This window comes from Halomonas sp. 1513 (genome assembly GCA_001971685.1).
Classification (GTDB): Bacteria; Pseudomonadota; Gammaproteobacteria; order Pseudomonadales; family Halomonadaceae; genus Franzmannia.
The window spans coordinates 4039039-4061250 of record CP019326.1 but is presented as its reverse complement, the minus strand read 5'-3'; the positions used below and the strand labels follow the sequence as shown (position 1 = coordinate 4061250).

General features: G+C 64.3%; 16 protein-coding genes, 2 pseudogenes and 1 riboswitch. Of the genes and pseudogenes, 8 read left to right on the top strand and 10 right to left on the bottom strand.

Translation table 11 applies throughout. The features are described 5' to 3' along the window. Positions 1-35 precede the first annotated feature (35 nt). The gene (locus tag BWR19_18610; GenBank protein APX94767.1) at positions 36-911 is read left to right on the top strand and encodes an NAD(P)-dependent oxidoreductase; all 876 of its coding nucleotides are present in this window, start codon (positions 36-38) and stop codon (positions 909-911) included. Between the two features lie 193 nt (positions 912-1104). Here the strand turns inward: BWR19_18610 and BWR19_18605 are convergent, their stop codons facing one another. The 6 genes from BWR19_18605 to BWR19_18580 form a co-directional block, all read right to left on the bottom strand. After that, a complete protein-coding gene (locus BWR19_18605) occupies positions 1105-1620 on the bottom strand; it encodes an acyloxyacyl hydrolase (protein APX94766.1) in 516 nt (171 codons plus the stop codon). Between the two features lie 82 nt (positions 1621-1702). Further along, positions 1703-2092, bottom strand: coding sequence for a reactive intermediate/imine deaminase (locus BWR19_18600; GenBank protein APX94765.1), 390 nt, complete (start codon positions 2090-2092; stop codon positions 1703-1705). Positions 2093-2192: 100 nt separating this feature from the next. Further along, a complete protein-coding gene (locus BWR19_18595; GenBank protein ID APX94764.1) occupies positions 2193-4325 on the bottom strand; it encodes a bifunctional GTP diphosphokinase/guanosine-3',5'-bis(diphosphate) 3'-diphosphatase in 2133 nt (710 codons plus the stop codon). A gap of 31 nt (positions 4326-4356) precedes the next feature. Beyond that, complete coding sequence (locus tag BWR19_18590) at positions 4357-4611, bottom strand: DNA-directed RNA polymerase subunit omega (protein APX94763.1); 255 nt, start codon at positions 4609-4611, stop codon at positions 4357-4359. A gap of 84 nt (positions 4612-4695) precedes the next feature. Continuing rightward, positions 4696-5328 (bottom strand): guanylate kinase, encoded by a 633-nt coding sequence (locus BWR19_18585; GenBank protein APX94762.1) that lies wholly within the window; start codon positions 5326-5328, stop codon positions 4696-4698. Between the two features lie 66 nt (positions 5329-5394). Then, positions 5395-5613 carry a hypothetical protein gene (locus tag BWR19_18580; protein APX94761.1) on the bottom strand — a complete coding sequence of 73 codons (219 nt, stop codon included), beginning with the start codon at positions 5611-5613 and terminating at the stop codon, positions 5395-5397. Between the two features lie 42 nt (positions 5614-5655). On the opposite strand from BWR19_18580, the gene BWR19_18575 reads away from it, so the two are divergent. Both BWR19_18575 and BWR19_18570 read left to right on the top strand, forming a co-directional pair. Next, complete coding sequence (locus BWR19_18575; protein ID APX94760.1) at positions 5656-6795, top strand: EBNA-1 nuclear protein; 1140 nt, start codon at positions 5656-5658, stop codon at positions 6793-6795. Continuing rightward, on the top strand, positions 6792-7901 hold the full coding sequence (locus BWR19_18570) for an alanine racemase (GenBank protein ID APX94759.1): 1110 nt from the start codon (positions 6792-6794) through the stop codon (positions 7899-7901). Before BWR19_18575 ends, BWR19_18570 begins: the two co-directional genes overlap by 4 nt. Positions 7902-7963: 62 nt before the next feature. Here BWR19_18570 and BWR19_18565 read toward each other — a convergent pair whose 3' ends face one another. From BWR19_18565 to BWR19_18550, 4 genes are all read right to left on the bottom strand, one after another. Continuing rightward, the gene (locus BWR19_18565; protein ID APX95107.1) at positions 7964-8380 is read right to left on the bottom strand and encodes a hypothetical protein; all 417 of its coding nucleotides are present in this window, start codon (positions 8378-8380) and stop codon (positions 7964-7966) included. A gap of 59 nt (positions 8381-8439) precedes the next feature. Further along, a complete protein-coding gene (locus tag BWR19_18560) occupies positions 8440-10737 on the bottom strand; it encodes a hypothetical protein (GenBank protein APX94758.1) in 2298 nt (765 codons plus the stop codon). A 128-nt stretch (positions 10738-10865) separates the two neighbouring features. Beyond that, on the bottom strand, positions 10866-11612 hold the full coding sequence (locus BWR19_18555) for a hypothetical protein (protein ID APX94757.1): 747 nt from the start codon (positions 11610-11612) through the stop codon (positions 10866-10868). Beyond that, positions 11612-12130, bottom strand: coding sequence for a hypothetical protein (locus BWR19_18550; protein ID APX94756.1), 519 nt, complete (start codon positions 12128-12130; stop codon positions 11612-11614). The genes BWR19_18555 and BWR19_18550 overlap by 1 nt, the downstream gene beginning before the upstream one ends. 180 nt (positions 12131-12310) lie before the next feature. Then, positions 12311-12399, bottom strand: a riboswitch (cyclic di-GMP riboswitch). 478 nt (positions 12400-12877) lie between these two features. Here BWR19_18550 and BWR19_18545 point away from each other — a divergent pair. The 5 genes and pseudogenes from BWR19_18545 to BWR19_18525 all read left to right on the top strand — a co-directional run bounded on the left by BWR19_18545 (position 12878) and on the right by BWR19_18525 (position 22156). Then, positions 12878-14869, top strand: coding sequence for a PAS domain S-box protein (locus tag BWR19_18545; GenBank protein APX94755.1), 1992 nt, complete (start codon positions 12878-12880; stop codon positions 14867-14869). 1853 nt (positions 14870-16722) lie between these two features. Continuing rightward, positions 16723-17052, top strand: a pseudogene (locus BWR19_18540) (hypothetical protein). Positions 17053-17424: 372 nt separating this feature from the next. Then, positions 17425-19908: pseudogene (locus BWR19_18535) on the top strand (GGDEF domain-containing protein). Between the two features lie 74 nt (positions 19909-19982). Further along, complete coding sequence (locus BWR19_18530) at positions 19983-20828, top strand: hypothetical protein (protein APX94754.1); 846 nt, start codon at positions 19983-19985, stop codon at positions 20826-20828. An 8-nt stretch (positions 20829-20836) separates the two neighbouring features. After that, positions 20837-22156, top strand: a complete 1320-nt coding sequence (locus BWR19_18525) for a two-component system response regulator (protein ID APX95106.1) — start codon at positions 20837-20839, stop codon at positions 22154-22156. The last annotated feature ends 56 nt before the right edge of the window (positions 22157-22212 follow it).

The following is a 22212-nucleotide window of genomic DNA, read 5'->3' as shown; positions in this document are numbered from 1 at the left end:
CCAATAGGGACTTTTTATCAAGGGGCGAGGGAAAGGTGAAGACAACGACACTGATTATTGGCTGTGGCGATATCGGCATGACCCTGGGGCGTCAGCTCCTGGCGGCGGGTCAACGCGTGATCGGCGTACGTCGCAAGGCCCAGGCGGCGCTCAAGGATAGCGGAATCGAGCCGCTGGCGCTGGACATCAGCGACCCGACCGCGCTGGCGGGACTGCCGGATGCCGATATCGTGGTCTATGTGCTCAGTGCCGACCGCTTCGAGGAGGAGGCCTACCGGGCCGCCTACCCCGACGGCCTGCGCGCGGTGCTCGGCGAGTTTGCCGGCCGTGACACGCCGCCCAAGCGGGTGTTCTTCGTCTCCTCGACCAGCGTCTACGCCCAGCAGGACGGCGAGGCGGTGGATGAGACCAGCCCCACCGAGCCCCACGGCTTTTCGGGGATCCTGATGCGCGAGGCCGAGCGAGCGCTCGTCGAGCATCCGCTACCCGGCACCGTGGTGCGCTTCTCGGGCATCTACGGGCCGGGGCGTGATCGCCTGATTCGCCAGGTCAGCGAAGGACGGATCGCCGCCGGCGCCCCGCCGATGTACTCCAACCGCATCCATCGCGACGACTGTGCCGGCGCCCTGTCGCATCTCATCCAGCGCACCCTCGACCAGGCCCCGGTCGACGACCTCTACCTGGCCAGCGACTGCGAGCCGGCGCCCCTGCATGAGGTGATGCTGTGGCTGGCCGGCAAGCTCAAGGTCGAGTCCACCGAGACCATCCAGTCGCCGCTGCGCCGCCGTGCCAGCAAGCGCTGCGACAACAGCCGGCTGCGCGAGAGCGGCTATGTGTTCCGCTACCCCAGCTACCGCGAGGGTTACGCCCAGGTGCTCAAGGAGGGCGGATTTCTGCCCGCGCAGGCGTAGCCTCGAGCGCCCAGCGCCCGGCAAGTCCTAGAATAGGTGGCGGTAGCCGATGGATAGCATCTCGAAGCCGCCGACTTGAGAGGGGGCGCTTGATGCCGTTCGGTTCAGCCTCACAGTGGATGTCGGTAGCCGACGGATAGCGTCTCGAAGCCGCCGACTTGAGAGGGGGCGCTTGATGCCGTTCGGGTCAGCCTCACAGTGGATGTCGGTAGCCGACGGATAGTGTCTCGAAGCCGTCATTGGGGCGCTTGATGCCGGCGTTGGAGTAGTGGATCAGGCTGGCAGAGAGTTCGCCGCTGCCGAGCGGCATCCCCACCGCCAGGCGATCCTCGAACTGAAAGGCGGTGGAGAGGTGACGACCCTCATGGCGGGTGTTGAGAAACAGCGCCGCGCCGATACCGGCCTCGGCGAATACTCCGCGCTCGCCGGCGAAGGTCCAGCGCAGCGCAGGGGTCAGCGTCCAGGCGGCGTTGTCGTCGCCGTCATCGCCGGGTAGCAGCAACAAGCCACTGCCCAGGCGTAGATCGAGCTGCGCATGCCAGTGGCTGAGGCTAAAGGTGCGGTCCAGTCCCAGGCTAACCGCCGGCGCGCCCTCGCTGGTGGCGCCGAGGGTGGCGTAGCCGCCGCTCTGGCCCGCCGCGGGCAGGCTGATCAGCAGCATGGCTGATAGCAGCGCGGCGGCCAGGCGATGAAGCGTTACTCGTCTCATGTGGTTTTCCTGCGTTTCGTCCCTGAATACTTGCGGCTCGTTAAGCGAGTTTACGCCAGAAACGATTAGCAGGAAAACGGCCTCAGTCGCCGATCACCATCACCGCCTCGGCTTCGACCTGGCTGCCCTTGGGCAGCGCCTTGACGCCGACCGCGGCGCGCGCCGGGAAGGGTGCGGTGAAGAACTCCTCCATGACCTTGTTGACGATGGCGAAGTTGTCGAGATCGACCAGGTAGAGGTTGACCTTGACCACGTCGGCCAGCGTGCCGGCGGCTTCTTCGCAGACCGCCTGGAGGTTGCTGAACACCTGCCGGGCCTGGGCCTCGAAGTCCTCGGACACCAGCGCCATGGTGGCTGGGTCGAGGGGGATCTGCCCGGACAGGTAGACGGTGTTGCCGGCCTTGATGGCCTGGGAATAGGGGCCGATGGCGGCGGGTGCCTTGTCGGTGTTGATCACGGCCTTGTTGCTCATGATGTCTCCCTCGCGTGGTGCGTTATGCAGCCTTATGGTGAATGTCATCTAACGGCGTAGGCCCCGCTGCGGCTCGCCGCAGCAGGGCCCGTGGTCGCGTTCAGTTGGTGACGCGGTGAATCTTGCTGACGTGGGGCAGGTTACGAATGCGCTTGATGATCCGCGCCAGGTGCACCCGGTCGCGCACGGCGAGCGTCAGATGCACGATCGACAAGCGAGCGTCGCGCTCCTCGATGCCGATCCGCTCGATATTGGCATCGGCGTCGGTGACCAGGCCGGCCAGTTCGGCCACCAGGCCGCGGCGGCTCTCGACCTGGATGCGCAGCGCCACCGGGAAGTCAGCCTCCTGGGTCTCGGACCACTCGAGGGCGAACAGCTTTTCCGGGTCGCTGCGCAGGTCGTCGAGGTTACGGCACTCGGCGCGGTGCACCACGATGCCCTTGCCCACCGAGGTATGCCCGATCACCGGGTCGCCGGGCAGTGGATGGCAGCAGCGCGCGAAGTTGATCACCATGCCCTCGGCACCGCTGATCACGATCGGCCCATGGCTGTTGCCGCGTGGGCCGCGCGTCTCGGGGGCATCATGTAGCGCCTCGACCAGCCGGCGGGCCACGGCGTAGGCCATGCGCGTGCCCAGCCCGATCGACTCCAGCAGCTCATCTTGCTGCTTGACGCCCAGCGCGTCGAGATGCGCGGCGAGGTGGCCCTCGGGCAGCTCCTCGAGGCTGGTGTCGAAATCCGCCAGTGCCTTGTTGAGCAGCCGCCGGCCGAGCTGTACCGACTCGGTGTGCTGCTGGTGCTTCAGGGCATGGCGGATCGCCGAGCGCGCCTTGGCGGTGATCACGAACGACAGCCAGGTGGTGTTGGGCCGCGCCCCGGGCGCGGTGATGATCTCCAGCGTCTGGCCGCTCTCCAGGCGGCTCGACAGCGGCGCCAGGTGGCGGTCGATGCGACACGCGATGCAGTTGTTGCCGATATCGGTATGCACGCTGTAGGCGAAGTCGATGACCGTGGCGCCCTGGGGCAGCTCCATGATGTCGCCCTTGGGAGTGAACACGTAGATATCGTCGGGAAACAGGTCGTTCTTGACGTGTTCGATGAACTCCAGCGAGTTACCCGCGTGGCGCTGCATCTCGAGCAGGCCGCGCACCCACTCGCGGGCCCGGGCGTGGCTGCCGGCGGCAATCGGGCGCTCGGTCTGGCCGGCCTTGTAGAGCCAGTGGGCGGCGATGCCGTTATTGGCCATGGCCTCCATCTCGCGGGTGCGGATCTGCACCTCGATGGGCATGCCGCCGCTGCCGAACAGGGTGGTGTGCAGGCTCTGGTAGCCGTTGGCCTTGGGGATCGCGATGTAGTCCTTGAAGCGCCCGGGCACCGGCTTGTAGAGGTTGTGCACCGCGCCGAGGATGCGATAGCAGCTGTCGACGTCGTCGGTGATGATGCGGAAACCGAACACGTCCATGATCTCGGCGAACGGCTTGCGCTGGTCGCGCATCTTCTTGTAGATCGACAGCAGGTGCTTCTGGCGGCCGATCACGGTGCCCGGCAGGCCGTCGTCGTCGAGGCACTTCTGCAGGCTGGTCTGGACCTGGCGGATGGTCGAGCGGCGATGGCCGCGGGCCTTGCTGACGGCACGCTTGATGCGCTCCGAGCGCATCGGGTGCAGGGCCTGGAAGGAGAGGTCCTCGAGCTCGACGCGGATGGTGTTGATGCCCAGCCGGCCGGCGATGCGGGCGTAGATCTCCAGCGTCTCGCGGGCAATGCGGCGCTTCTTGTCGGGGCGCAGGGCACCCAGGGTGCGCATGTTGTGCAGGCGGTCGGCGAGCTTGACGATGATCACGCGGATGTCCTTGGACATCGCCAGCACCATCTTCTGGAAGTTCTCGGCCTGGGCGACCGCCTTGTCCTCGAAGGTGATCTGGGTCAGCTTGGAGACCCCGTCGACCAGCTCGGCGACGGCCTCGCCGAACTGCTCGCCAAGGGCCTCCTTGGAGACGCCGGTATCCTCGATCACGTCGTGCAGCATGGCCGCCATCAGGCTCTGATGGTCCATGTGCATGTTGGCGAGAATATTGGCCACGGCGAGCGGGTGGGTGACATAGGGCTCGCCGGAGCGCCGCCGCTGGCCGTCGTGTGCCTGCTCGGCGTAGTAGAAGGCGCGCTTGACCTGGCAGATCTCTTCTGGGGGAAGATAGCCGCCGAGGCGGTCGGCCAAGTCATCGATGGTGAACATGCAGCGCGCCTATCCCCGGGTGGTCAACGAATCACTCTTCGCCCATCTCCGGCTCACGGCGGATGCGAACCGGGGCCGCTTCCACCGGCTCGTCGAGGACGTTCTCGTCGATCTTGCCGGCGGCGATCTCGCGCAGTGCCATCACGGTGGGCTTGTCGTTCTCCCACGGCAGCAGGGCGTCGCGTGAACCGCGGGCCAACTGGCGGGCGCGCTGGGTGGAGATCATCACCAGCTTGAACCGGTTTTCGACGTTTTCGAGACAATCTTCAACGGTGACTCGCGCCATGTGCAGGTACCTGACTTCGATGTAGGGCGGAAATGGCGAAAGAACGACCCGCGGGCCATTCGATGCGATAGAGGACAGGAGAGTCTACTCGACCCCCTCATCCCCTGACAAGAGCGCCTGCAGCAGCGGCGCCTGAGCCTCGCGGACCCGGGCTAGCCGCGAGCGGGCCGCGCGTACCAGCGCTTCGAGTTCACCGAGCGCGGTGGCGAAATCGTCGTTGATGATCACGTGGTCGTACTCGTCGTAGTGCGACATCTCGCTGACCGCATCGCGCATGCGCCGTTCGATGATCGCCTCGTCGTCGGTGGCGCGGGACGACAGGCGCTGGCGCAGGGTGGCCAGCGACGGCGGCAGGATGAACACCGACTCGGCCTCGGCGACCTGCTCGCGCACCTGGCGCGCCCCCTGCCAGTCGATTTCCAGGATCACGTCGGTACCCGCCGCGAGCAGGGCCTGCACCGCCGGGCGCGAGGTGCCGTAGTAGTTGTCGAAGACGCGGGCGTGCTCGAAGAAATCGCCTCGCTCGATCATCGCCTCGAAGCTGGCGGTCTCGACGAAGTGGTAGTTGACCCCGTCCAGCTCGCCGGGGCGCATGGCGCGGGTGGTATGCGACACCGAGACCTGCAGGCCGTCGAGGCGCTCGAGCAGCGCCCGCACCAGGCTTGTCTTGCCGGCGCCGGAGGGCGCGGAAACGATGAACAGCGTGCCTTGGGACATAGCGGCTCCGGAGCAGAAGGCGAGTGGCTAGAGGCTAAGCATTATACGTGGCCGCAGCGCTCGTCGTCATGTCTCGGCACGGTTCGGCGTCGGGCCGCGCCGAGTGCCGGCCAGCGTCGCGTGGTTCCGACCCGCGTCCGCGGCATGGTCAGGCAAGCGCATCGATCTCCTCTTGCCGTGTGCGCCCAGCAACATACGGGCGGCCCCCATCTCCGTATGCTGACGTACATCCACTTGCTTGGTGGAGAGCTCTCGCTGACTGTCGGCTGTCTCGATCGACACCATCCCGTCGCCTCCCCCTGAGTAAAGACTCGAGGTAGGCAATCCATGCTTCCAGGTTCCCTTCACGCCGTTCTCGACGTCGCCGCTGGGCCCAGTGACGCCCGCCATTCGGCCATCGTCTACTGCGAGGGCAATTTCGCACGTATCGATGGCAAGACGGCCAACGGCCTGGTGCGCAGCAGTGAGCGCTATCGCATCCTGTCCGTCATCGATAGCACCCTGAGCGGCGAAGACGCGGGTGTCGCCCTGGGCGAGGCGGCGGCGGGCATCCCCATCGTGGCCGGTCTGGCCGACGCCTTGGCCGCGGCCTATGCTCTGCCCGACTTTCTCATCTTCGGGCTTGCTCCGCTCTCGGGCCTGATGTCCGAGGCCGACCGCGCGGTGGTGCTGGCGGCGGTGGCGGCGGGCGTCGGGGTGGTATCCGGCCTCCACGAGTTTCTCGCCGACGATCCGGAGATCGCGGCGGCGGCTAAGGCCGGCGGGGTAACGCTGCACGATATCCGTCGGCCACGCCCGACCAAGGATCTGCGCATGTTCGACGGCGCGATCGGCAGCGTCGACTGCGTGCGCATCGCGGTGCTGGGTACCGATGGTGCCATCGGCAAGCGTACCACCTCGACGCTGCTCACCCAGGCGCTCAACGACGCCGGGATTCACACCGTGATGGTAGGCACAGGACAGACCGGCCTGATGCAGGGTGCCGCCTATGGCGTCGCACTCGATGCCATTCCCGCCCAGTTCGGTGTCGGCGAACTGGAAGGGGCGGTGCTCGCCGCCTATGAGGGCGAGCACCCCGAGGTCATCGTGATCGAGGGCCAGGGTGCCCTCAGCCACCCCGCCTACCTGAGCTCGACGGTGGTGCTGCGCGCCAGCCGGCCGCAGGCCGTGATCATGCAGCATGCCCCGGCCCGCCGAATGCTCAGCGACTATCCGGCAGTGCCGATGCCGTCGCCGCTCTCGGAGCTCAAGCTTATCGAGCTGTTCGGCAAGACCCGAGTCATCGGGCTGGCGATCAACCATGAGGACATGACCCGGGCGGAGGTCGCGGCGGCCATCGCCCGCTACGCTGGCGAGCTCGGCATCCCTGCCACCGATGCGCTGTGGCACGACCCCGCGGCGCTGGTGGCAATGGTCACTGCCGCCTTTCCTGCACTCAAGGTGCATCAGCCACTGGCCATGGCGTGACCTGCCCGCGCGTCGAGATCGATCTGACCAGGATCGAGGAGAATGCCCGCGCACTCGTCAGTCGCTTGTCCGGCCGCGGCATCGACGTCACCGGGGTCACCAAGGCGACGCTGGGCTCCCCGGAGGTGGCAAGGGCCATGCTTGCGGGGGGCGTGCTGCGGCTCGGCGATGCGCGGATCGCCAACCTCGAGGCACTGCGCGATGCCGGCATCCCGGCCCCGCTGACCCTGCTGCGCTCGCCCACGCCCGACCAGGCCCCTCGGGCAGTGGCGTGCGCCAGCCTCAGCCAGATCAGCGAGCTCGAGGTGGCCAAGGCACTCTCGGCGGCGGCGGGCAGGCTGGGCAGCCGTCACGGCCTGGTGCTGATGGTGGAGCTGGGCGACCTGCGCGAGGGCGTACTGCCAGAGGACGTACTCGACCTCGCCCGGCGCATGCTGCGGCTCCCCCACGTCACGCTCGTTGGCCTCGGCACCAACCTGGCGTGCCGTGCCGGTGTCGTGCCGAGCGCCGACAACATGGGCGAGCTCTCGGCGCTGGTGAGCAGGTTCGAGGACGAGCTTGGCCTGCAGCTGCCGCTGGTTTCCGGCGGCAATTCGGCCAATCTCGCCTGGGCCTTCGCCGCGCCCGCGGGACGCGTCAACGACCTGCGGCTCGGCGAGTCGATCCTGCTGGGCTGCGACCCCCTCACGCGGCTGCCGCTGCACGGCCTGCACACCGACGCCTTCACCCTGGTGGTGCCCGTCATCGAGTCGCTGGCCAAGCCGACGGCGCCGCGCGGCGCCACCGGCGAGGCGGCATTCGGCGTGGCGGCGGCGATGCGCGAACGCGGCACCATCGTCCAGACGCTCGCCGCGATCGGGCGCCAGGACGTCGACCCGGACGGCCTGACGCCGCCTGCCGGCGTCAGCGTGCTTGCCGCCAGCAGCGACCACCTGGTGCTGGAGACACAGCAGCGCCTGGCACCCGGCACGGAGCTGCGCTTCGGCCTCGATTACTCGGCGCTGCTGCGCGCGATGACCTCTCCGTTCGTGGTGAGCACATTTACGGCGACGCAGCGTCAGACGCTGTCTCTGGCCACAACCGACTCGCCGAGCAGCGTCGCTTGAGCAGTGGGCTCAGCCCATATCAGCGACCACTAGGGTGATGAGCTGACGCGTCCAACATCATGCTAGAACTCCAGTGTCACGGTGAGGAGATCCGTATAGCTATCCACGCGGACATTCTGGCCCTCCGGGATGCGCCCATACAGGGTGTGCTCCTGGGTCCCCTCGGTGCTGCCATTGAGAGCGAAGGCCCCCTCGCCCCAGACCAACGTGCGGGCAGCATCCTGATGCAAGCGATAGGCCAGAGTATCGCTGCTGCTGCCCAACAAGGGCTGTTGGGGACTGCCGTTGGCCGAGTGCAGGGCGAGGCTATAGCTGGTGGTTTCGCTGCAGCTTACCGTGATGGTGGCGCTGCTATCGCTGGGCGTTGCGCTGAAGACGTCGTACTCGGCAAAGCCCAGCCCGCTGGCGCTGACACTGCACTCCGCCTGGGCGGCGCCGGCTGCCAGCGCCAGGGCCGCTGCGGCCAGCCAGCGCAGCAGCGGGTGGCGGGCAGCGCGACAGCCGCTCGGGGCCCAGGTGCATGAAAAGGGAACAGCATTCATGGTGTGACTCCGTGGCAGGTGACATCACCTAGCTCGAGAAAGACATCTTCGATTTCCGGCACCTGCAGGGTGAACTCGCAGGCCTGCCCCCGCCAGCGGGCGCGTAGGCGGTTAGTCGACGCCAAATCGGTCACGAAGGCCTCGCCACGCAGTCCCACCGCAAAGTGCTCGCCGCGCGCATTTTCCACCACCGCCCCGACCGGCAGCGGCTCGCCGCTCTCCAGCAGGATCCGGAACAGCGCATCGCGGCCATGGGTCACTGGAAAGCGCAGCGCCACGCCGCTGCGGTAGTAGGGGGCTACCTGCATCTCCAGGCTGTCGACCTTGGCGCCGAGGGGCAGGTCCGCCTGCTCGATGCCGATGCGGTTGTGTTCATAAGCGCGCAGGCGTGGAACCAGCGCATTGCCGTGACGATTGGTGCGTGCGACCGGCTGGTTGTCGGCATAGACCTGGACATCGGCAAAGCCCGGCAGCTGGACCACGGCAAAGCTGCGATCGATATGCCTGCTGGCAAACAGGTTGCCGCCGAGCCAGGCGGCACCACCACGCACGTTGGCTCGGCTGGCGGTGTGGTCATGGCGCTGAGAGGCCTCCAATAGGTAGGTCTGGTAGTCGCTCTGCAGGCCGAGGCTGGCCTGGTGGTGATCGTCGTCGCCGAGGCCGGCGCTAACCCGGTAGCCGACCCCCCTGCCTACCGGCAGACTGCGCTGTATCTGCATGCTGCCCTGACGATTTTCTCCACGCTCACTGAAGCTCAGGCTGGCACGAGTGCGTGGCATGCCCAGCGGAATGCTCAAGCCTGCCCGCAAGGCGGTTTCACCGTTTGCCATGAAGTGCAGCGCCGCCAGCGTCAGGTGGCCGAAGGAGCCCAAGCGCTTGCTGTAGCCTAGGTTGATGATCTCGATATCATCCCTGCTGTCGAAACGCTGAGCGGTATAGCTGAGGCTTAGCGAGCCCAGCTGGGCGCTCGAGAGGCTGGAGAAGACACTCTGCTGATGGCGCGGCAAGGGGTGCCCCTGCTGCATGCCGAGGCGCATGAAGTCCGCGCTGGCGAACTGGCTTTCGACCCCCACGCTCAAGGGCCACCCTTGGCGCTGCAAGCCCAGGGTCGTCAGGTCACCCTGGCGGCCATCGGCCTCGCTGGCGGCATAGGCGGCATGCATGACACCGCCGAACGGCAGCAGCCAGCTGCCGCCCAAGCCGGCCATCTGCTGGTCCTGCAGCACCTGGGCATGCAGCTCGGTGGTCAGCCAGTGGGTCACTCCGGTGCGGTAGGTCGCCGTGCCCAGTGCCCGACCATAGGCATTGCTCTCACGACCGTAGTCCTGGCGAACCGTGCCCAGCTCCACGGAGTAGCTGCTCAGGCCAGGTTGCAGCAGCCGCGCGCTGGTATAGAACGACTGGGTGATCAGCTGTTCGCGGCCGAGGACGTCGCGTACCACCAGCCTTGCCTGGCCCTGGCCGGTGATCATGGGTATCTCGTCGATAATGAAGGGGCCGGGGGGCACGTCGCGTCGCAGGCGCAGGGCATCGTTCACGTAGAGATCGACGGTGGACGGTAGCGCGGCCTCACCGGCCATGCTCTGCAGGGGCAGGGTGATCATTTGCGGGCGGGTGGTGAAGTTGCTTCCCCACTGCAGCCCGCCGAAGCGCACGCCGCCACTCCAGGCCGTGCCCAGGGTGGTGGTATCGCCGAGCCGCAGGGTGCGCATGCTGTCGGGATTGTCGCGGCGCCACTGAGTGTCCAGGCGCACGATGCTCGGCAGATCGTCGGCCGGGGGGGCACGCACCACCAGGCGATTGACGCCGCTGCCCCAGCCGTTGAACACGCCCTGCTCGAGCAGCCCGCTGTGGCGGGTCTCTCCGCGGCTGTTGGCGCTCGACAGGTCATAGTTGAAGAAGGCGCCCGGGGACGAAGGCGTCAGCGCGACGCGCTCCCGGCCCAGGCCCCCTAGGTGGGTGTCGGCGAACAGCGCCGCGGGCACCTTGAGATCCAGCGTTGAGCGGCGCCGGTCCAGCTCGGAGGAGATACCCAGCGGTTCAAGCGGGTAGAAGGGCTCGCCATAGTGATCCAAGGACTCGCTAGCCGGTAGCGAGATACGCCACTGCTCGAGGTCGCTGGCGGCCACCCAGACCGCGTGCCCGTCGTGTATCAGCACCAGCGCGGTGGTGGGCCGGCGCTGGTCATTGACCGTGGTTTCCAGCCACAGTTCCTCGAACGTGCCGGTGCCTGGAATGCCCAACGCAGCCGCGCTGGAAGCCCCCGCCCAGTCCGGCTCTGGCGAGAGCTGCACGACTAAGCGTGTATACCAATCAGCGAGCCTGGCGGCTTGAGTCGGCGTGGTGTCGGCATGTACTGGGCTCGACATCAGCAGCATGACGGCCAAGGCGCTCCCCCTATGCCACGCCGACCGCTGCACGACTACTCTACCTGCAGGTGTGAGGCGGTTTCCTGACCATTGACGCCCGCCGTGATGACAAGCTCGCTGCCTGCCGCGGGGAGGGGGCTGCCTGGACTCAGGCGCCAGCGTTGCGTGGCGCCTGGTAGCACATAGGCGTTGCCTGAGGGCTGTAGTGTCCGCCCATCGGGCAGCCGTACGCGAAGTCGACTCACCTGGCCGTGGCCGTTGCCGCGGTTGTCGGCGCTCAGATGCCATTCGCCACCGCTGGCGCGCTCGACGCGCCAGTGCATGTGTGGAGCCGCCACGCCTGAAGCCGGTGCCACGAATACCGGCAGGCTGATGCGTAGCGACATGCGCAAGCCCTGGAAGTCATCCGCGCTGGGCGGTGGAAGCTCCTGCAGGAAGAGTCGATAGCTGAGCTGGGTATCTTGCGCGGGCGGGCGACGCAGTCCTACCCGCAGCATCTGCGTCTGCCCCGGGGCCAGGGTAAAAATGGGGGGCGTGGCGAGCACCTCGCGGCTGGGCGTATAGATGTCCTGCCCGCCCTCCTGGCGCCACGCCTGAAGTTCCACCTGAACCGACGTTTCCCCGGCGCCTGTGTTGCGCACCCGCAGCGCCACCACATTGTCCTGGGCGGACAAGACCACCCGGGTCGGACTGACGCTGAAGCTGCCGGCCAGCGCCTGGCTTGCCAGCAGCAGCATCAGCATGAAGAGAGGCACAACCAGGCCGCGATAAGCGGCCTGGCGTGAGCTTAGGTAGGTCATCAGAAAGTAACGGTGGCTACAACGGTATCGGTGTAGGCCCCCGCGGGTGCGCTGCTCTGAGCGCCGTCGATCCTGCCGAACACGGTGTGGTCCTCCGCGGCGCCTGTGCCCGTCGTGGCGACGCTACCCGTCGCATCGTTGGTCCATTCGGTGGTGCGCCCAGCATCGCTGAAGAGTGAATAGGTCAGGAAGTTGGTGGCGTCGGTCAACTGCCGCTCGGGGGCGGCGTCGCTAGAGGTGCCGCCGGGGTTGGCACCCTGCCCCAGGGTGATGGCAACCGGGGCGTCCTGAGTACAGGTCACGGACACGTTGCCGGTACCTTCCAGCGCCACGGGATCAATGGGGTCGTAGTCACCAAACGCCAGGGCCGTGGTACCGATGGTACAACTCGCCACGACAGTAGCGCTGACATCGAGGTCCGTGGATTGCTGTGCTTGAACGACTGCACTCCCCCCGGCGGCCAAGGCCACGGCGGAAATCAGGGCCAGTTTACGTAGCGAAAATATCTTGTTGCGCATAGAGAGCGCTCCCTCGAGTGTATTATGTCGTTGATAACGACCTAATAATCAATTGACCAAGGCATACGCTTACTCTGTGTGTCGCCGACTGGTTACGGTTCTACAACTAAATACACAAAGAGCTTATTATCCAGAAAGAGGATCGCAACAAGGAGGGAATCCCGAAATGGAATTCAGGCGTGTGGCGGCCCCTCGATCCACAGGATGCGGGCATCCCTGGACAGGTAGCTTTGCGTCACCGCTTTGCAACGGCTATGCCCTTGTCAACATGTTGCCTGTTATTTCAGGCGCCAGGCCAGTTCGCATATCAGCCTGTTCAACGTTATAACACCGAAGCTGGTATAACGTAGATTTACATTAGTTGTATTTTGGGAGCGACACAAGCTTTGTTTCTTTGTTTGGGAAATTAAGAGCAGAAAGTTTTTATCGCTAAATAAAGCGTGTTGGCGTTTTTATGCAACAGGCAATGTTAATTAATGCGATGGTAAATATTGGGTTAAGTTATTTTTTTATACTCGATTGGCTCATCTTTCTTGCATATTATTGCTTAGCCACCCCTAGTCCTGCGCAATTTATCTGGGGATAGTGGCCAAGCTTGGCTCGGTGGGCAAGGAACTTATCTCAGGGTGACGCCACGCGACTTTTGCTGGATACTGCGCGCAGTCAGCGACAAGCCCCATTCTGCTCCTGACAACAATAACCACTTGCCTGCAGGGACCGCGGCCAACCTTATTCGAGGTTCCGCCCTTGATCATCCAGCCCTTATGGGCCCGCCTGACGGTAGCCGTGCTGCTTCCCGTGGCACTGGTCTCGCTGACACTGGCGCCCATCTTCACCTCTCATCTGAATGAGCGAGTCGACGCCTCGCGCCGGTCTGCCGAGGCGCTGCTGGCATCCGAGTATGATTTGCTCTTGCGTAGCATGAACGAGAGCTTCAATCAGGTGCTGGCCACCGCGGAGTACCCGCTGCTGAGACGCTTCCTGTCCCGCCAGCACGAAGCCCTAACGCCGACGTGGGGGCTGGCGTCGCAAAACGACTGGGATCAGCTGGCGGCGCTGTTCGACACCCTGCTGACCCACTTTGGCCGCTATACCCGCCTTGCAGTAGTCGACACTGAGGGCCGAGAGTGGGTCGCGACCTCGACGGTGCCCCAGCTGTCGCGGCCGCCGGTGGCTGACCATGACGCGACAACCGCCTTCCACAAGGCCATGAGCCTGCAGGCGCGGGACCTGTATGTCTCATCTATTCGCCTGGGTGCCTCCGGTGGAGAGCAGGCACCGCTGACCACTGTCATCGATATTGCCACGCCGATCATCGGTGACAGCGGCGAGCGACTGGGCGTGTTGCTGTTCACCCTAGACTGGTCATTACTTACCACGACACTGCCAAGCGCTCTGGATGAGGGGCCGGGTGAAGCCCTGCTGGTAGATGCCCAGGGCAAGTGGCTGTTGCCCGACACCGAAGGCCAACAGCAGCGCTTCGGCCGACCGCTGCAAGCGCTCGGGCAGGACGCCTGGAGCGCACTGAGCGCCAGCAACCAGGGCACGGCGCTCCTGGCGGATCACCTGCTTGCTTTCCGCAGTCACGACATCCGCACTCAGCACTACCGCAGTCAGGCCGGGATGATCCTTAGCGAGGCGGAGACCCAGCCCTGGCGTCTCGGCATCCTGATGCCGCGACCCAGTCTCTGGGGACTGCTCAAGGAGAACCCGTTTCAGCTGCTGGCCATCGCACTGGTGTATCTGCTGTCGGGGGCCTTTGGGGTGTTCTGGGTGCTCAGCAGCCATCGCCTGCGTGAGCTCAGGCAGCGTGCCTTGGTATTCTCCCGCGAGGCGCGTCAGTATGCCGGTGAGGTGCAGGACCTCTACGAGCATGCCCCCTGTGGCTACCACTCGCTGGACAGCCACGGCCGGGTCATCAAGATCAACCGCACCGAGCTTAAATGGCTGGGCTATCGCGCCGACGAAGTGATCGACAAGCGTCACTACCGTGACTTCGTTACAACGGAGACTCGCGCAGCGTTCGATGCTGCCTTTCAGAAGGTGCTGTGCGAGGGCCAGGAGGGCCGCGCCGAGTGTGAGCTGTCGTGTCGTGATGGTACACGGCTATGGGTTGCGATCCACGCCACAGCGCACGTCACTGAGGAGGGCTTTCAGTACTCCCGGGCCACGGTATTCGACCTTAGCGATCGCAAGGCGTTGGAAACACGCTTGGAGCGACAGGCGCTTACCGACCCGCTCACCGGTTTGGGCAACCGCCGCGCTCTGGAAGATCAGGCGGCCATGGAAATCGCCCGCGCCAAGCGAAGCGGGGCACCGCTGTCGCTGGTTGCTATCGACCTCGACCATTTCAAGCGCATCAACGATACCTATGGCCACGACGTGGGCGATTTGGTGCTGCAAGCCTTCGCCACCCTGGCCCGACAGGTGCTGCGCGACGGCGATGTGCTGTGTCGCATGGGCGGCGAGGAGTTCGCCGTGCTGCTGCCGGATACCAATCGCGAGCAGGCCCTGCAGGTCGCAGAGCGGCTACGCGAGGCGGTCGCCACCACCCCGGTCAAGATCGATCAGGACGCCACGGGAGATGGTGTATTGGCCTACACCACTTCGTTGGGGGTTACGCTAGTCAGCGCTGGAGAAAGCTCCTTGAAACCAGCGATCAAGCGCGCAGATCAGGGCCTATACGCTGCCAAAGAAGCAGGGCGCAACCGAGCCCACTGGCAACCGGTCAGTCCCTGAGGCCTGTAAAAAACAAGCGGCAGAGTGAAATGCCACTCTCCCGGCGGCTACTGAATTCGAGCAGCAGGTTCAGGCCAGGCAGGCGGCCTGACGCAAACCCACGGATCTACCAGGATCGGATTCAGTCAAGAGTGGTGCAGGCTTGATGATTTTTGGAGTATGCCTACGAATTAGTGCTGCATTGCTGTGGTTTTGAGCAGTCTTTGGATATTCCTCCGTGGCGACCATCGCCTATCAAGGTTGATGAAATACTGCCGATAATGACGTTGAGGACTACCCATGTCACATGGCCACCCTTGCTCGGGTGAGGCGGAGAATTTTCTGGCATGACTGCTACCACTACGTCAGTGCGTGCCGGCGATCTCGCACATCAGCGTCACGCCTTGATCCGACAGTTCATGCTCCTGCTGATCGCCTTGGCATGTCTGGCGCTGGGTAGCCTGGGGCTGCTGCATGCCCTGCTGTCGCCTGCCCCCCCGCTGGACATACGGGACATCATCCTGCCCGAGAGCGCGCTGGGGGTCGGGCTGTTCGGCGCGTCGCTGCTGGCGAGATTGCTCGGCTACGCCAGCATTTGCCGCGTCGCCGCGGGTGCGCTCCTGGCCCTGGGTGTCTACGGCTTGAGCCACCGCCTGCTTGGAGCGGGTGGCGCAGAGACACTGGCCCTGATAAGTCGCCAGCCGCTGACCGGTGCGGTGATGCTTATCGCCTTCATCGCCCAAGGGCTGGGGCTGCTGGCAGGGGGCCCAGGTCTTTGGTCCTCCAAGCGGCTGGCGCAAGTGCTGGGTGGGCTTCTATTGCTGACCGGGTTTGCCATCTTGCTGATGGTGCTGTTGGGTGATGCTCGCGCAGTGGCGTCTTTGGGGCATCCGTTCAGCCATTTTCAGGCCAGCAGTGTTGCCAGTGCGTTCGTGTTGAGCAGCGGCCTGGCACTGCTGATGGCGGCGCGACGCGAGACCCATGGCAAGGCGCCAGGGAAGTGGGTGTTGGCGGCAGGGGCGCTGGGCGCGGTTCTCAGCTGCGGTGGTTGGTTGCTGTTCAGTCAGCAGTCGCTGCAGCATCTGACCAGCAAGAGCGAGCTGGTACTCACGCAAGTGGCTGGCACGATCGAGCATGCCCTGGACGACCACCTGCTGCTGCTCGACCGCCAGGCGCGCCGCTGGGAAGCCGCGGAAGCGCTTCCTGAAGGACGGCTGTGGCAGCAGGAGTCCAGCAGCTACCTGCGAGATTTCCCGGCGATGCTGCTGCTCGGCGTGCTCGATGATGAGCTTGCGCCCATCAGGCTGAGGGCTCGCCACACTGACGCCGAGGCATCGCTACCGGCATTTCTGGAGACGCCCGAAGCCCTGGCATGGCTGGCCGACGCCGCGGATCGTAATAGCGGCAGCCTGAGTTCGGTTTATCGGGATGAGTACGGCGCGCTCGGCATCTGGCTGGCCGAGCCGCTGCACGTGACCGATCGGCAGGGTCGCTGGCTCATCGCTCGCTTCGATGTGGCCACGCTGATCGAGCACGATACCTCAAAGCTCGAAGGGCCGTTTTCGGTTGCCGTGAACAACGCTCACTCGACGTTAGCGGTGCTGGGCAACCGTCAGACAGGCCAGGCGGAGTGGACCTCGATGGGCATGTTGGAGCTACGCGTCGGCCAAAACAAAGAGTGGCAGCTTACCGCCTATATGCAGGCCTCGGCGCTGGCCCGCAGCACCCACCTGCCCGGTCTGCTGCTGGTCAGCGGCCTGCTGTTCACTCTGCTGCTGATGGTCACCCTGGGCCTGTATCGGCTCGCCGAGCAGCGGCGCCGCAGCAACGCGCTTAGCCATCGGGAGGCAGCGCATGCCTATCGACAGCGCGATCAGTTCTTCACGCTGTCGTTGGAGCTGCTGTGCCGGATCGGGCTCGACGGGCGCTTCCTGCAGATCAACCGCACCTTCGAGACCTTGCTGGGCTATTCGGCCGAGCGTTTGGTCGGCGAGCACTATGATGTGCTGGTGTGCCGCGCAGACCAGCCGCTGGTCGGCGCGGCCCTCGAGCGGCTGGCCTGTGGCGAGGCAGTGCACGGGCTGGAGATACGCATCAACGATGCGCAGGGCGTTGAGCGATGGGTCGAGATCAACGCGGCTCTTGGGCACGAGGAGGCGGTCTACGTCGTGGCGAGAGACGTCACCGGCCGCAAGCACGATGAGCTGACCCTGCAGCATCACACCCAGCTGTTTCGGATCGTGGGAGAGACGGCGTTGATCGGCGGATGGTACGTGGATCAGGGCCAGACCTCTCCCGTGTGGTCGGATGAGGTTTGTCATCTCCATGATGAGCCGCCGGGGTTTCAGCCGAGTGTCGAACAGGCCATCGCCTACTATGCCCCGGTCTCTCGCGAGTGCATTGCCGATGCCTTCCAGGCCTGCATGGCGCAAGGCAAACCCTTCGATGAAGAGCTCGAAGTGGTCACTGCCAAGGGCCGACTGGTCTGGGTGCGTGTGATCGGCCAGGCGCTGCGCGACAACCATGACCGGATCGTGCGGGTCCAGGGTTCCACCCAGGACATCACCGAGCAGAAGGCGCTGCGTGAAGAGGTGGGGCGTCTCGCAGATCGGCTGACCAACACCCTGGAGAGCATTACCGACGGCTTCTTTACGCTTGATGCCGATTGGTACTTCACCTACCTCAACAGCGAAGCTGGAAAGATGCTGGAGCGCGAGCCTAGCACGCTGCGGGGACGGAACATCTGGGAAGCCTTCCCCGAGGCTTGCGGGACCCGTTTCGAGCTGGAGTATCGGCGCGCGTTGAACGAACAGGTGTCGGTGCACTTCGAGGCCTACAATCCACCGCTGGATCTATGGGTGGATGTACATGCGTACCCTTCGGAAGAGGGCTTGGCGGTCTATTTCCACAATATCAACGAACGCAAGGCCGCCGAACGGCAGCTGCGGATCTTCGAGCGTAGCCTCGAGTCGAGCGTCAACGGCGTGGTGATCGTCGATGCCCGCAAGAGGGATCTGCCGCTGATCTACGTCAACCCCGCCTTCGAGCGTATCACCGGCTACTCGCGAGCGGAGGCGCTGGGGCGCAACTGTCGATTCCTGCAGGGCGAGAATACCGAACCGCGCGCGCGTAAAATGCTGCGAGAGGGACTTGCCGAGCAGCGCGATCTGCACGTGGTGATTCGCAACTACCGCAAGGATGGCGCGGACTTCTGGAACGATCTGTATATCTCTCCGGTACGCGACGACAGCGGCGAGGTGACGCACTTCATCGGCATACAGAACGATATTTCCACCCAGCGCGAATATCAGGCGCAGCTGGCACATAACGCCAGCCACGACGCGCTGACGGGGCTACCCAACCGCTCGCTGCTGGAGGACCGACTCGTTCAGGGATGCCGGATTGCCAGCCGCTATCGGCGTCAGTTGGCGGTGCTGTTCGTCGACCTGGACGGCTTCAAGCCGATCAACGATACCCTGGGGCATGACACCGGGGATCTCATCCTGATAGAGGTGGCCAGCCGGCTCGAGCAACAGTTACGCCCGGGAGACACGGTGGCCCGCTTCGGCGGCGATGAGTTCGTGGTGGTGCTCCCCGACCTGGCCCACCCGGATGATGTAATGCCGGTGATCGAGCGGCTGCTGGCTAGCCTGGCCAAGCCATACCGCATTGCGACCCAAGAGCTCAGAGTGACCGCCAGCATCGGCATTGCCCTCAGCGATGGTGATATCGAACACCCCATCACCTTGATTCAGCAGGCCGACCTGGCGATGTTCAAGGCCAAGCGACTGGGGCGGAATACCTACCAGTGGTATACCGAGGATCTCAATCACAAGGTCAGCGAGCGGGTAAAGCTGCGCAACGAGCTTCAGCAGGCCATTGAAGACCAGTCATTCGAACTTTACTACCAGCCCCAGGTACATGGGCCCAGCGGTCGCATTGTCGGGGTGGAGGCGCTGATTCGCTGGCACCATCCGAGTCGCGGACTGGTCACGCCCGGCGATTTCATCGACTTGGCCGAGGATACCGGGCAGATCATACCGATCAGCGACTGGGTACTCGCCGCAGCGTGCCGTGATGGCCGGCATCTCAATACGCTTGGGTTGGGGCGCTTGAGCATGGCGGTGAATGTCTCGCCGATGCAGTTCCAGCGTAGCGGTTTCGTCGACGGGGTGCTTAAGGTGCTCGACGATACACGCTTCGAGGCGGCGCTACTGGAGCTCGAACTGACCGAGGGCATCTTGATGGAGCAGACCGAGGGCGCGATCGAGACGCTGCAGCAGCTGCGAGGGTACGGTATTGGGATCGCCATCGATGATTTCGGTACCGGCTATTCGAGTCTCAGCTACCTGAAATACCTGCCAATTGACAAGATCAAGATCGACCGCTCGTTCATCAAGGAGGTGATCAGCGATGAGCGAGATGCGGCGATCATCGAGGGCGTTGCCTCGATGGCGCATAAGCTGCAGCTGCAGGTGGTCGCCGAGGGAGTGGAGACACAGGCGCAATGTGCTTATCTGGGCAAGCAGTTCTGCGACACTTACCAGGGCTATTACTTCGGGCGCCCGATGCCGCTTGCAGAGCTGATTCCCTTTCTAGAGCAACATCATCAGGCTCAGTCGCTGGATGCAGCCCGGCGCGAGGGCGAAGAGGGCGGCCAGACGTTGCTGCTGCTCGATGATGAGGCCAACATCCTGCGCGCACTCAATCGGCTGCTGCGCCGCGACGGCTATCGAGTACTGACCGCCAGTACCGCCCAGCAGGCCTTCGAGCTGCTGGCGACCCATGAGGTGCAGGTGATCGTCAGTGACCAGCGCATGCCGGAGATGAGCGGCACCGAGTTCCTGCATCGCGCCAAGGGGCTCTATCCGGACACCATCCAGATCGTGCTGTCGGGCTATACCGACCTCAAGACGGTGACCGAGGCGGTCAACGAAGGAGCGATCTACAAGTTCCTGACCAAGCCCTGGGACGACGACGAGCTACGCCTCGTGGTAAAGCAGGCTTTTCGTCAAGCGGCAGTGCGGCGCATCCGAAGTGACCGCGGGTTGCAGAACTGAAGGGGAACAAACCTAAATATATGCCTATTGGGGCCGATAACAGGATATGCCATATGCCTGAAGAGCAGAGCAGGATGACCGACGAGAGCCTCAAGGCAAGCCAACTGATCCACGACCTCGAGCAGGCCAACTCGCAGCTGATCCAGTCCGAGAAGCTGGCTGCCATTGGTCAGCTGGCGGCAGGCGTGGCCCATGAGATCAACAACCCCATTGGCTATGTCTACTCCAACCTAAAGACCCTGGAGGGCTATATTCAGGATCTTCTGGCGATGGTCGACAGTGCCGCGGATCATCCGGCGCTGGAGACGCTCAAGCAGGAGCGAGATTACGCGTTCCTGCGCGAGGATGTTAGCGAGTTGATACAGGAGTCTCGCGAGGGCATCGAGCGGGTGCGTGCCATCATCGCCTCGCTCAAGGACTTTTCCCACATCGAAGAAGAAACCTTCCGCGCCGCCGATCTGCAGCACTGCCTGGAAAGCACCCTGAATCTGGTCAACAACGAGATCAAGTACAAGGCCGAGGTGGTCACCGAATTCTTGGAACTACCGCCGGTAGAGTGCCTGCCGTCGCAGATCAATCAGGTGATTCTCAACCTGCTGACCAATGCCGGGCACGCCATAGGCCCTCGCGGCACCATTACCCTGCGCACCGGTGTCGAGGCTGCCACGGTCTGGTTCGAAGTCGAAGATACTGGCTATGGCATCAAGCCCGAGCACATGAGTCGCCTGTTCGAACCGTTCTTTACCACCAAGCGGGTAGGCGAGGGGACAGGCCTTGGCCTGTCGCTCTCCTACAGCATTGTCGAGAAGCATGGCGGGCGCATCGAGGCGTTCAGCGAGGAGGGGCGCGGCTGTCGATTTCGCGTCTGGCTGCCGGTCGAGCAGCCCGCTAGCAGCCAAAAGGAGTCAACCGCGCCATGACGGTGGCCATGAACGATACGTCTGCCCTGACGCTGCTGGCGGTGGACGACGAGCCCAATATTCTGCGTACCCTGAAGCGCGTACTGCGCCATGAGCCCTATCGTGTACTGACCGCAGAGAGCGGCTCCCAGGCGCTGGAGATCATGCACGCCGAGGCGGTCGATCTGATCATCTCCGACGCTCGCATGCCGGAAATGGACGGCGCCGAACTGCTCGCCCGGGTGCAGCGGCGGTGGCCCGAGTGCGTACGGATCCTGTTTACCGGTTATGCCGACCTCACCTCCACGGTACGGGCGATCAACGAGGGCAAGATCTACCGCTACATCGCCAAACCCTGGAACGACGATGAACTTCGTCTCACCCTGAGCCAGGCGTTGGCACATCTGCATACCGAGCGCGAACGAAAGCGCCTCGAGGCCTTGACCCAGGCGCAGAACGAAGAGCTGGTAGCGCTCAACGCCTCGCTTGAACAGCGCGTGCGCGATCGCACCGAAGAACTGCAGCAGACCGCCGACATGCTCGACGTGGCCTATGCCGAGCTCAAGCAGAGCTACGTTACGGCGACCCGGGTCTTCTCGTCGCTGATCAACCTGCGGCTGCCGAGGCACTGCCAGACCAACGCGCAGGTTGGCGACCTGATCAAGGCGTTTGCCGAGACCCAGCAGCTCGATGAGGCATTGACGCGAGATCTGTCGATGGCTGCCGCGCTCTACAACCTCGGCAAGCTGACGTGGGAGGACCGCCTGTTCAAGCAGCCCTACGATCTGCTCTATCGTGAAGATCGCGAGGTCTATCGTAGCTATCCGGCCACCGGCGAGAGCCTGCTGATGTCGCTGGAGCCGCTACAGGATGCGGCGCAGATCATCCGCCACCACCAGGAGCGTTGGAACGGTACCGGTTTCCCCAACCGGCTCAGTGGTGCGGAGATTCCCTATGGGGCGCGGCTGCTCAAGCTGGCGGTCGACTTCATCGAACTGCAGCAGGGCATGGTGCTCGATCATCGCGTGTTACGTGACGAGGCCTTGGCGCTGCTCAGGAAGTATGCCGGGCGGACCTATGATCCCGAGATGTGCGAGGCCTTCGTCGAGATGTGCATCGACAAGGCACCCGACCTGGGCTTGGCCGATAACAGCGTGCTGGTGCTGGATACGCGGCGGGTCGAGCCGGGCATGGTACTGGTGCGGGACCTGCACTCAGATGCGGGCATGCTGCTGCTCAACGAGGGCAAGGAGCTTTCCACGGGGCTGATCGAGAAGCTGATGCGCTTCGAGGAGTCGGAAGATACCCGCTATACCCTTCTGGTGCGACCCCCAGATCCGGCCGCCTGAAACGCTTTCAACAACGAGGCCATCATGACCGTATCAGAGCCTACTTTTATGGATCA

Bases quoted from the DNA above. Each gene is read 5' to 3' on its own strand.
- BWR19_18605 (APX94766.1), bottom strand. From the start codon at position 1,620: ATGAGACGAGTAACGCTTCATCGCCTGGCCGCCGCGCTGCTATCAGCC.
- BWR19_18600 (APX94765.1), bottom strand. From the start codon at position 2,092: ATGAGCAACAAGGCCGTGATCAACACCGACAAGGCACCCGCCGCCATC.
- BWR19_18595 (APX94764.1), bottom strand. From the start codon at position 4,325: ATGTTCACCATCGATGACTTGGCCGACCGCCTCGGCGGCTATCTTCCC.
- BWR19_18590 (APX94763.1), bottom strand. From the start codon at position 4,611: ATGGCGCGAGTCACCGTTGAAGATTGTCTCGAAAACGTCGAAAACCGG.
- BWR19_18585 (APX94762.1), bottom strand. From the start codon at position 5,328: ATGTCCCAAGGCACGCTGTTCATCGTTTCCGCGCCCTCCGGCGCCGGC.
- BWR19_18580 (APX94761.1), bottom strand. From the start codon at position 5,613: ATGGTGTCGATCGAGACAGCCGACAGTCAGCGAGAGCTCTCCACCAAG.
- BWR19_18575 (APX94760.1), top strand. From the start codon at position 5,656: ATGCTTCCAGGTTCCCTTCACGCCGTTCTCGACGTCGCCGCTGGGCCC.
- BWR19_18555 (APX94757.1), bottom strand. From the start codon at position 11,612: ATGACCTACCTAAGCTCACGCCAGGCCGCTTATCGCGGCCTGGTTGTG.
- BWR19_18550 (APX94756.1), bottom strand. From the start codon at position 12,130: ATGCGCAACAAGATATTTTCGCTACGTAAACTGGCCCTGATTTCCGCC.
- BWR19_18530 (APX94754.1), top strand. From the start codon at position 19,983: ATGACCGACGAGAGCCTCAAGGCAAGCCAACTGATCCACGACCTCGAG.
- BWR19_18525 (APX95106.1), top strand. From the start codon at position 20,837: ATGAACGATACGTCTGCCCTGACGCTGCTGGCGGTGGACGACGAGCCC.